A 9,952-nucleotide genomic window follows, 5' to 3' on the forward strand; every position below is an offset into this window, starting at 1 on the left:
AAATGCCATGCACGAAAAAGGACTTGCAAAAAAGGAGCCATCCACACAGGACAAAACGGACCTCAACAAGTCTATTGCGAAGGTCCGCTTCAAGTAGAGTTGGATCTGCAGCGCAAAATACCGTGCGCGGTTTTCAGACGCGCGTTGCGAAAGTGGTGTGAACGTAATTTTGGTGGAATTCCACGTTTTTGGCATTTCCAAAGCCAACTGCCAAGAGGAACAAGGAGTGATACCCAGAGCACAAAAGCCTCGGCCCTTTTGTCAGGTTTGAACTTGGGCAACGCGATTTGCGTGCATAAACTTGAGTAACTGGCCAACTGTTGTAAGCTCTCCTTTCTCTGGGAGGAGCCAAAGATCACATCTGTCGGTTTACATATTGATAAGATTTTCCAAGCGGTGGGATCAAGTGCTGCTGCGCAGTCTCGGCTTGCGGCATCTTGGTGTAGATCGGTTGCGCAGCACGGGCTGGACCCGGGGCAAAAGCGGCTGTCTGAATATTTGTCAGCTGCTGAGATCGCCCAACGTAAAGAAGCCCTTGGCGGCGTGGCCGCCATCGCCAAACCGCGGCTTGATCAATTGTTTGCGCTTGTTGGCAGCTCTGGCTGCGGCGTTGTTTTATCCGATAAGCAAGGTTTTATCATCGATCATAGGTTCCAAGGGGCTGATGCCCCGATCTTTCAAGATTGGGGCCTTGGCGCTGGCGCGGATTGGAGCGAGTCTGTACAAGGTACCAATGGGATCGGTACGTGCCTTGTTGAACGTCGGGACGTTATTATCCACCGGGATCAGCACTTTATGGCCGGTAATATCGCGATGAGCTGTATCGACGCGCCAGTCTATGGCGCCCAGGGCGAGATTGTGGCTGCACTTGATGTATCCTCGGCGCGTGTTGATCAGACCTCGGCAATGAACGGTATGATCTTGGAATTGGTCCGGCAGGCAGCCCGAAGCATCGAGGCAGACCATTTCAGGGAAACATTCAGCACCGCCCGTATTCTTGTCGTCGATGATGCATCGGAAGGTGTGTCATTGCTTGCTGCTACGTCCGACGATATTGTTGTTGGTGCAACCCGCGCCGCACGGCGGGCTTTCGGTCTGCAAGCAGAAGGTGAACTCAAGACCGTCCCAGTTGGGGATTTGATCGGGCAAGACACAACATCTAAAGGCTTTGAACGCGCGCAGAAGGCGGCTGTTGTGCGTGCATTAGTACGTGCAGATAATAACGTGAGCCTTGCAGCACGGGAACTTGGCGTCTCGCGCGCCACGCTTTATCGGCGCATGAAAGACCTCAAAATTAATAATTGAGCTGACCCTGTCTCAGTTTTGAGACAAGGAAGCCTCGCCAACTTACTCCAGTGGCTTCACAAACCTTGCCATTCTTGTTGATCTGACCCCGAGAGTCTGGGAGGGCCATATGAACTTAGCCGACATCAGAGAGATCGCGGCACCCCGCGCAGTGGTATGGTCCGCAATCCTAGATGCTGAGGTCCTGAAGACGTGCATTCCTGGCTGCACCGAATTAACAGGGTCCGCCACTGATGGCTTTGAAGCTGTCGTTGTTCAAAAGGTCGGCCCAGTAAAGGCGACGTTCAAAGGGATGGTCGAAATTTCTGATATCGTTGAAGGCGAAAGCCTTGTTCTAACGGGTCACGGTAAGGGCGGGCCTGCGGGGTTTGCCAAGGGGTCTGCAAAAGTGTCCTTTGAAGACTTGGGCGATGATGGCACGCGGCTCAGCTACGACGTAGAGGCGAAGGTCGGCGGCAAGCTGGCCCAACTGGGCAGCCGTATCATTGATGGGTTCACCAAGAAGCTTGCCGATCAGTTCTTTGAAAGGTTTCAGGAGGGGTTGGAGGACCCCACTGAATTCGATGAGGGCGCTGAAGAAGATGACAAACCAAAAAAAGGCTGGATCGGGCGTTTGCTAGGCTGACGCAGCGATCTGGCGATCTTTAGGGAGGAAGATATGCCGACAATTTCGATGAATGTGAACGGAACATCCGTTTCGGCTGAGGTTGAGAACCGAACGGTTCTTGCCGCGGCTTTGCGTGAAAATCTGGGGATGACCGGCACGCATATTGGGTGTGACACCAGCCAATGCGGCGCCTGCGTCGTGCATGTGAACGGCAAGGCTGTGAAATCTTGCACGATTTTCGCAGTTGAGGCCGACGGAGCCGAAGTCAGCACAATTGAGGGCCAAGCAGACGCGGATGGATCGCTGAACGTGATCCAACAGGCGTTTCAGGATCACCACGGTCTTCAGTGCGGATTTTGCACACCAGGTATGATCATGACCGCCGCCGCGCTGTTAGAAGAAAATCCAAAGCCAACCGAGGCCGAAATCCGCGACCATCTTGAAGGCAATATTTGCCGCTGTACCGGATACCAAGGCATCGTGAACGCAATCATGGCAGCAAGCGGACAAAATTCCGCAATTGCCGCCGAATAGGGAGGATATCGACATGGCAGCAGATGGTGGAATGGGTCACGCGACCAAACGCCGCGAAGATGTGCGCTTTCTGATGGGACTGGGCAAATATTGCGACGATCACACGCCCGCCAAGACCAGTTATTGCGCCTTTGCGCGATCAAACGTGGCGAATGGCAAGATTAACAGCATCGACACTGTGGCGGCCGCTGGCATGCCCGGCGTCTTGGCTGTGTTCACGGGCGAAGACTTTGCAGAAGTCGGCGGTAACCCCGCGGGCTGGTTGATCAACAGCCGAGATGGCGAGCCGATGAAAGAACCCAAACGGCCCGTGTTGGCCTATGGCAAAGTGCGCCATGTGGGCGACGCCTACGCCGCTGTCATTGCAGAAACGCTGGAACAGGCCATGGACGCTGTCGAAGCGATTGAGGCTGACATTGATGAGCTCGACGCGGTTGTGAAAATGGCTGATGCTTTGGCCAATGATAAAACGCTGGTTCACGATGAAATCGGCACCAACCAGTGTTTTGATTGGGGGTGGATCGAAGACAACCGCGCAGCAACTGACGCGGCGATCAAAGCAGCACCACACGTCACGACGCTGGAACTGGTCAACAACCGCCTTGTTCCGAACGCCATGGAACCGCGGTGTTCCATCGGGGAATATGAACCGGGTACAGGTGACTACAAACTGACGACAACCTCGCAGAATCCGCACCTGACGCGGCTTTTGATCAGCGCGTTTGTTTTGGGTATCCCAGAAAATAAACTCACAGTTCATTCCCCTGATGTTGGTGGTGGATTTGGATCAAAAATCTACCATTATGGTGAAGAGGCTTTGGTCTTGGCAGCTGCGAAAAAGCTGAACCGCCCCGTCAAATGGACTTCGACAAGGACTGAGGCGTTTTTGTCAGATGCCCATGGTCGTGACCACGTCACCAAGATCGAACTGGCTTGTGAAAAAGACGGCACATTTATTGCCTTCCGTACGGAAACCATGGCCAACGTGGGCGCGTATCTGTCGAATTTCTCGACCGTGACACCCACGTTCTTGCATGGCACGTTGATGGCGGGCAATTACACGGTGCCCAATGTCTACGTGAACGTCAAAGCCGTTTTCACCAACACCGCCCCTGTGGATGCGTACCGTGGTGCGGGCCGCCCCGAGGCGTCGTTCAGCCTTGAACGTGTGATCGACAAGGCCGCCCGCGAATTGGGGATCAATCCGATCGAACTGCGGCGCAAGAACTTCATCAAGCCAGACCAGTACCCCTTCGCCTCTGCGGCAGGGCTAGAATATGACAGCGGCAACTATGATGCGCTGATGGATGCGCTGGAAAAGCGCGCAAATCTGGATGGCTTCGAAGCGCGCTGCGCCGAGAGCAAGAAGAACGGCAAGCTGCGCGGTCTTGGAATCAACAGCTATGTTGAGGCATGCGGCATCGCTCCATCAAATTTGGTGGGAATCCTTGGGGCTCGGGTGGGTCTTTATGATGCCGCGACCGTACGGGTAAACGCCACGGGCAATATCTCTGTCATGGTGGGCGCGCATAGTCACGGACAAGGTCACGAGACGGCCTTCCCTCAAATCGTGGCGGATATGCTTGGTATCGATCCATTGTCGATTGATATCGTCCATGGTGATACCTCAAAAATTCCATTCGGGATGGGGACATACGGATCGCGCAGCCTTGCTGTTTGTGGCTCTGCAGTATTTCGTGCAACCGAGAAGATCATCAAGAAGGCGACGCTGATCGCAGCACATATGTTGGAAGACGAACCTGAAAACGTCGATTTCACCGATGGTGACTTCGCAGTAAAAGGCACCAACAAAAAGGTCAGCTTTGGAGAAGTAGCGCTCAAGGCCTATATCCCGCACGACTTCCCGATTGAGTTCATTGAACCGGGCCTAGAGGAGACCGCGTTCTATGATCCAGCGAACTTTACCTACCCATCGGGTGCGTATGGTTGCGAGGTCGAAGTGGATCCAGAAACCGGCAAGGTCGACATCTGCGCAATGGTCGCGATTGATGATTTCGGGAATGTGGTCAATCCGATGATCGTGACGGGTCAGGTGCAGGGCGGCTTGGCCCAAGGCATTGGTCAGGCCTTGTTGGAACATGGGATTTATGACGAAAACGGGCAACTCTTGTCGGGATCGTTTATGGATTACGCCATGCCACGAGCCGATGATCTGCCAAACTTTGTAGTCGATCACAGCAACGCTACCCCCTGCACCCACAACCCCATCGGGGCCAAGGGCTGCGGCGAGGCTGGCGCGATTGGATCGCCGCCCACTGTCGTTAACGCCGTCATCGATGCGCTTCAGCGCGGCGGCTACGACGTGGAACACATCGACATGCCGGTATCCCCCGCGCGTGTCTGGGCAGCGATGAACGCATGATCTGGATCGAGGTGGGGCAGTACGCCTGGCCCACCCACCAGAGAGGAGAAACAGATGTATAACTTTGAATTCACCAAACCAACGACAGTAGAAGACGCCGCAAAAGCGATGTCAGCCGAAGGCGCGCAGGCCTTGGGGGGCGGGCAAACCCTGCTTCCGACCATGAAACAACGGCTCGCTATGCCTGAGATTCTGGTTAGCCTGACCGACGTAGAAGGCATGGTCGGCGTTAGTAAAGCTGGCACGACGCTTACAATCGGTGGGGGCACAACCCACGCGCAGGTCGCAACAGATGCGGCCGCCAGCTATCCTGGACTGTCCGCCTTGGCCGATGGTATCGGCGATCCGGCAGTCCGCAACCGTGGCACCATCGGTGGCTCGTTGGCAAACAACGATCCCGCTGCCTGCTATCCTGCGGCGGCATTGGCATCAGGTGCCACCATCACCACCAACAAACGTGACATTCTTGCAGACAACTACTTTCAGGGCATGTTTGAAACCGCATTGGACGAGACTGAAATCGTCACGGCGGTCAGCTTTCCCATTCCGGAAAAGAGCAATTATCAGAAATTCGTTCAGCCAGCTTCGCGGTTTGCGCTTGTTGGGGTGTTTGTGGCGAAGACAGCCGACGGTGTACGTGTGGCCGTCACAGGTGCCTCGAACGGGGGCGTCTATCGCTGGACCGAGGCTGAAACGGCGCTGAACGGTGATTTTTCGGCGAGAGCAATCGAGGACATGTCTGGTGACGCAACTGACATGATCACTGATTTGCATGGGTCAGCTGAATACCGCGCCCATTTGGTCGGCGTCTTGACCCGCCGGGCCGTGGTTGCAAGCAGCTGATAGCGTGACAATGAATAAGTTCAAAGCGGGGCAGTTTTCGCTGCCCTGCGTTTTTTTATGATGACAACCTTTCAAGCGCGTTCTGCTGGGGCAGATCCAATCCGGGCGCTGCTTGATGCACCTGGCGAAGGTGTCCTTGCGATTATCGCTGGTATTCAAGGCCCGTCTTACCGCCCGATGGGCGCAATGATGGCGGTCTTGGCTGATGGCACGCGGTTGGGCACTCTTTCGTCAGGGTGCATTGAAGCAGACATCGCGCTGCATGCCGCGCAAGCGCTTTCAGCCGGGACACCACGCCTGATCCGATATGGGAAGGGATCACCCTATGTGGATATCGAACTGCCCTGTGGCGGGGGTCTTGATATTTTGCTTCTTCCGAACCCCGACACAACCGCACTTGGCGAAATTGCCGCGCGTCAGGTGCAGCGGCAGAAATGCAGCCTTTTCATAAACATGGATACGGGGGAAATGGCGGCGCAACACACTGGCCCAACTGGAAGAAACGGTCAAAATTTGACCGTCTGTTTTTATCCTGCCATCCACTTTGTGATCTTCGGCAAAGGACCCGAGGCAAGTACGTTCGCCGCCCTTGTACAATCTGCCGGTTACCCGAACCTGCTATTGTCACCGGACGTTGAGACACTTGAGGCAAGTGAAGCGTTCGGCTGTTTGACGCATCATCTGACGCAACAAAACTTTCCGAAGGATTTGCAAATCGACGACCGGACAGCCATCATCTTGTTCTTTCACGACCATGAATGGGAGCCGCCCATCCTGCAGGGCGCGTTGAAAACAGATGCATTCTATATTGGATCGCAGGGTAGTCAGCGGGCGCGCGATGCGCGGATCGCTACGCTACAATCAATGAACGTTAGCGCCGCCAATATTGAAAGGTTGCACGGCCCTGTCGGACTGATCGCTTCGGCGCGCGATGCCGGAACACTTGCCGTTTCTGTCTTGGCTGAAATTCTGGCATTGGCAATGGACGTGAACAAGGAGCGTTTCGACAAAGAGAGGTAGCGAGGTGCGCCTAGATGGGAAGAAATCTGTCACATTTGTGCTTACCGCGCAAAAAGTCCTACAACGATAACCGTAGGAAAATCCCGCCTTCCCAAAGTGACAAAAGCATTTCGACTACCAGTTAAAATCATTCGCCAAAGCTACAGTTAAACTGGCAATGACGTCCGCTTGGATTAACGAGCGTTGTCTCTAGCTGAAAGACAAGTTTGTCCCGCAGAGCGGACATCAACCAACCAAACCCCTGGCATCCGCCACGAAGGCCTGCGTTGAGCCCATATCTACGTTCAATCGGGCCAACCTTTGGATTCTGTTAACTTTCTTGGGCGACTTGGTCCCGTAGGAACCGTCGCAGGATTTTGCCGGATGCGGATTTAGGTATTTCGTCGACAAACCTAATTTTGTGAAGCTGTTTATAGGTCGCTAATTTGTCGACAAAATGGGCGTTAATGGCGGCGTCTGTCGGACCACCCTCGCTGCGAACGACAAATGCAATCGGCAATTCGCCTGCTTCGTCGTCAGGCATCCCAATGACTGCAGCGTCGGCGATGCCATCCATGGCAACCAACACTGCCTCCAGCTCTGCGGGTGCTATCTGAAACCCTTTGTATTTGATCAGCTCCTTCAAACGGTCGACGATGAACATGTAACCATCTTCGTCGATACGGGCGATATCACCGGTGCGCAGCCAGCCATCTGCGGTGATCGTTTCGGCCGTTGCTTTGGCGTTGTTCAGATAGCCTTGCATGACTTGCGGACCCTTAATCCACAACTCACCTTCTTGGCCAACATCCAAGCCCTGACCGCTGTCCGGATTGACGATTTGACAGCTCGTGTTGGGTATCACGATGCCCGCGGCTCCGGATCGAGGGGCGTTGCAGGGAACAACGTGGGACACAGGGCTAAGTTCGGTCATCCCGAAACCCTGCAAGGTGGTGCAGCTCAGTCGCGACGCAACAGCATCGGTGAGTTCGGGGCCAGACGGCGCGGCCGCGATAAAGACAAGCTCAAGGTGGCTCAAATCATAGTCATCAACCAACGGGTGTTTCGCCAACGCAATCGCGACTGGAGGCACAACCCACATGCGTCGCGCTTTGTGTTCCTGACTGATTTGCAAGAACATCGGCAGATCGAAACGTGGCATTGTCACCAATGTGCCACCGCCCGCCAAATGCAGGTTCATCAACACGGTCATCCCGTAGATATGAAACAGTGGCAAAAAGCCCGCCGTGCTCTCACCGGGTTGGAAATCTCCTGCGATGATTGTTTGATCTACGTTGACCACCAAATTGCGATGGGACAGCATCACGCCCTTTGGCAGCCCCGTAGTGCCCGAGGAGTAGGGCAACACGACGGTATGCGCATCAAGATCAACGGGTATCTGGGCCTCAAGTGGCGGACCAAAGAGTGCTTCGTACTCTGGCGTTCCAATGGCAATCACTTGACGTTCCCCGGCGCCCAATTTTGCAGTCTCGACAAAATCGGAGATCGTAATGAGAATATCCGAATTTGCATCGGCCAATTGATGCGCAACTTCCGGACCAGTGTAGCCAGGGTTCAATGTGGTGATGGTCCCACCCGCCCAAGCAACGCCATGAAATATTACACAGTATTCAGGTATATTGGGGGCCATAAGGGCAATTGTCTTACCGGAACCAAGACCCTGCGCGGTCAATCCGCCAGCCAAACGCTTAACTTGATCCATAAAGGCCGCCGCTGTCAGGCTATGCCCGGTTGGGCCGTCGATCAAAACAACCTCGTCGGGGCGATTGACAAGGTTGGAAAATACCCGCTCCGTGATGGATTGATCTGTGATTGCAACATCGGGAAAAGGGCTACTAAAAATTGCCATTGGCTCCTCCATTTCGAGGATCATGGCACATGGCGCGGGTACGACCAAACGAAACAATTCTAATCACACCGATACGTTTTTCAATCCGGAATGTCGCTGATCTATGTTTCCGCATTATTCCTCACGATCGAGTTTTGCCTAAATTGTTGGTGCGGGAACCAGTCCGGGTTCTCGGATTATGATAGCCTTTGATGATGTCCTCTTTGGGCTCGTTGCTGCCGTTCGCTGCGGGATGAACTAAGGTCCGCATTGGCGATATTAGGTAGTTTTTTGATTCATGGGTTCTGACTCTAAGCTTAGTAATTCCACACTACATTGATGTTTTTCGGTGGACTCCATTTGGCGTGGAGTGAACGTGTCTTAAGTGACTGTAAAATATAGCTAATAACGGTACGACCTGTAAGATAAGTCTTTAGAAAGTCTTCATGGATTATAGTATTTTTGTGTGACCTCAATCGTGGGCACGCACACCATATGAACATGCAGGAAAGCGGCCAAAGGCATTGGGCCCAAAACCTTAATGCCTCTCAATGAGATATAACCAAGCAAATACCCAGTAAACCGCCTAATCCTCCACTAAGAAGAAAGCACACGACTATGTCCCCTTAAACGGGCCATCTCTCACGATAGAATAACCAAGACCCTTAAATTAAGAGACAGCAATCAACCTCAGGAAGCCTCACCGGTTCTCTGGGGTCATTGGCATGTCTGACGCCTAAACAGTTTTACTACACGCCCCGCTACTTGGCGAATGTCTCACTCATCAACCTCAAGCCAATCACTTCAGCATGATTTTGGCATCCGTTGATTCCCCCATCACAACTCATTGGTCCAAGTGACCGCAACCAAAGGAGGTCATTTTATGACCCACATCAGGATTGTCGACGGCCCATGTGGCTATGGAAAATCAACAGAAATACTTGGCAGCTTGAACAAAAAGGAAAAGTACCTTGCAGTAGTTCCGTCCCTATCAGAAGTAGGTCGGTTTATTGAAGGTGCCCACAAATCATCTGACTTCCGGATCACGGAACCTGTCGATACCGACGGCAACAAGAGTGATCACGCAGAGATGCTCATTCGGGATGGCAAGTCTCTGGTCTGTACCCAAGCTCTCTTCTATCAGCTTGGAACAATTGCGACGCAGCTGAACAATAAAGCAGTTTCAGCAGTATTTGATGGCGTTAATGTGCCAGAGATTGTCACTAAGTGTCTGCTCGACGACTACAACCTCATTATCGACGAGGTGATTGCACCGTTTGAGAATGTTCAAACCGTGAATCCTCTTGAGTTCGATATGGATTATATAGAACTAGATATGGCTTTAATCCACAAAGATGGTCGGGTTGAACCTACTGCATAGCTTGCACAAAACTGTTCATTGTAGTCGCTGCCCGGATTTTCGTCCGGCGCA

Annotated in this window: 8 protein-coding genes; 7 read left to right on the forward strand and 1 reads right to left on the reverse strand. The window is 53.3% G+C overall.

Features of this window, described 5'->3' with window-relative positions; translation table 11 throughout:
- The first annotated feature begins 498 nt into the window (after window positions 1-498).
- The 6 genes from QZ197_RS12335 (at window position 499) to QZ197_RS12360 (ending at window position 6,692) form a co-directional block, all read left to right on the forward strand.
- Complete coding sequence (locus QZ197_RS12335; RefSeq protein WP_296432304.1) at window positions 499-1,305, forward strand: GAF domain-containing protein; 807 nt, start codon at window positions 499-501, stop codon at window positions 1,303-1,305.
- A gap of 109 nt (window positions 1,306-1,414) precedes the next feature.
- A complete protein-coding gene (locus QZ197_RS12340) occupies window positions 1,415-1,930 on the forward strand; it encodes a carbon monoxide dehydrogenase subunit G (protein ID WP_296432305.1) in 516 nt (171 codons plus the stop codon).
- Between the two features lie 33 nt (window positions 1,931-1,963).
- Window positions 1,964-2,446: a (2Fe-2S)-binding protein gene (locus tag QZ197_RS12345; protein ID WP_296432306.1), complete on the forward strand. Its 483-nt coding sequence runs from the start codon at window positions 1,964-1,966 to the stop codon at window positions 2,444-2,446.
- Window positions 2,447-2,459: 13 nt separating this feature from the next.
- Window positions 2,460-4,829 carry a xanthine dehydrogenase family protein molybdopterin-binding subunit gene (locus tag QZ197_RS12350; RefSeq protein ID WP_296432307.1) on the forward strand — a complete coding sequence of 790 codons (2,370 nt, stop codon included), beginning with the start codon at window positions 2,460-2,462 and terminating at the stop codon, window positions 4,827-4,829.
- Window positions 4,830-4,883: 54 nt separating this feature from the next.
- On the forward strand, window positions 4,884-5,672 hold the full coding sequence (locus QZ197_RS12355; RefSeq protein WP_296432308.1) for an FAD binding domain-containing protein: 789 nt from the start codon (window positions 4,884-4,886) through the stop codon (window positions 5,670-5,672).
- A gap of 60 nt (window positions 5,673-5,732) precedes the next feature.
- The gene (locus QZ197_RS12360; RefSeq protein ID WP_296432309.1) at window positions 5,733-6,692 is read left to right on the forward strand and encodes an XdhC family protein; all 960 of its coding nucleotides are present in this window, start codon (window positions 5,733-5,735) and stop codon (window positions 6,690-6,692) included.
- 310 nt (window positions 6,693-7,002) lie between these two features.
- On the opposite strand, the gene QZ197_RS12365 is transcribed toward QZ197_RS12360, so the two are convergent.
- Window positions 7,003-8,541 carry an AMP-binding protein gene (locus tag QZ197_RS12365; protein WP_296432310.1) on the reverse strand — a complete coding sequence of 513 codons (1,539 nt, stop codon included), beginning with the start codon at window positions 8,539-8,541 and terminating at the stop codon, window positions 7,003-7,005.
- Between the two features lie 862 nt (window positions 8,542-9,403).
- Between QZ197_RS12365 and QZ197_RS12370 the strand changes: the two genes are divergently transcribed.
- Window positions 9,404-9,901, forward strand: a complete 498-nt coding sequence (locus tag QZ197_RS12370; protein WP_296432312.1) for a hypothetical protein — start codon at window positions 9,404-9,406, stop codon at window positions 9,899-9,901.
- Window positions 9,902-9,952: the final 51 nt, after the last annotated feature.

Source organism: Yoonia sp., from assembly GCF_017854415.1.
Taxonomy (GTDB): Bacteria; Pseudomonadota; Alphaproteobacteria; order Rhodobacterales; family Rhodobacteraceae; genus Yoonia.

Bases quoted from the DNA above. Each gene is read 5' to 3' on its own strand.
- QZ197_RS12340 (WP_296432305.1), top strand. From the start codon at position 1,415: ATGAACTTAGCCGACATCAGAGAGATCGCGGCACCCCGCGCAGTGGTA.
- QZ197_RS12345 (WP_296432306.1), top strand. From the start codon at position 1,964: ATGCCGACAATTTCGATGAATGTGAACGGAACATCCGTTTCGGCTGAG.
- QZ197_RS12350 (WP_296432307.1), top strand. From the start codon at position 2,460: ATGGCAGCAGATGGTGGAATGGGTCACGCGACCAAACGCCGCGAAGAT.
- QZ197_RS12355 (WP_296432308.1), top strand. From the start codon at position 4,884: ATGTATAACTTTGAATTCACCAAACCAACGACAGTAGAAGACGCCGCA.
- QZ197_RS12360 (WP_296432309.1), top strand. From the start codon at position 5,733: ATGACAACCTTTCAAGCGCGTTCTGCTGGGGCAGATCCAATCCGGGCG.
- QZ197_RS12365 (WP_296432310.1), bottom strand. From the start codon at position 8,541: ATGGCAATTTTTAGTAGCCCTTTTCCCGATGTTGCAATCACAGATCAA.
- QZ197_RS12370 (WP_296432312.1), top strand. From the start codon at position 9,404: ATGACCCACATCAGGATTGTCGACGGCCCATGTGGCTATGGAAAATCA.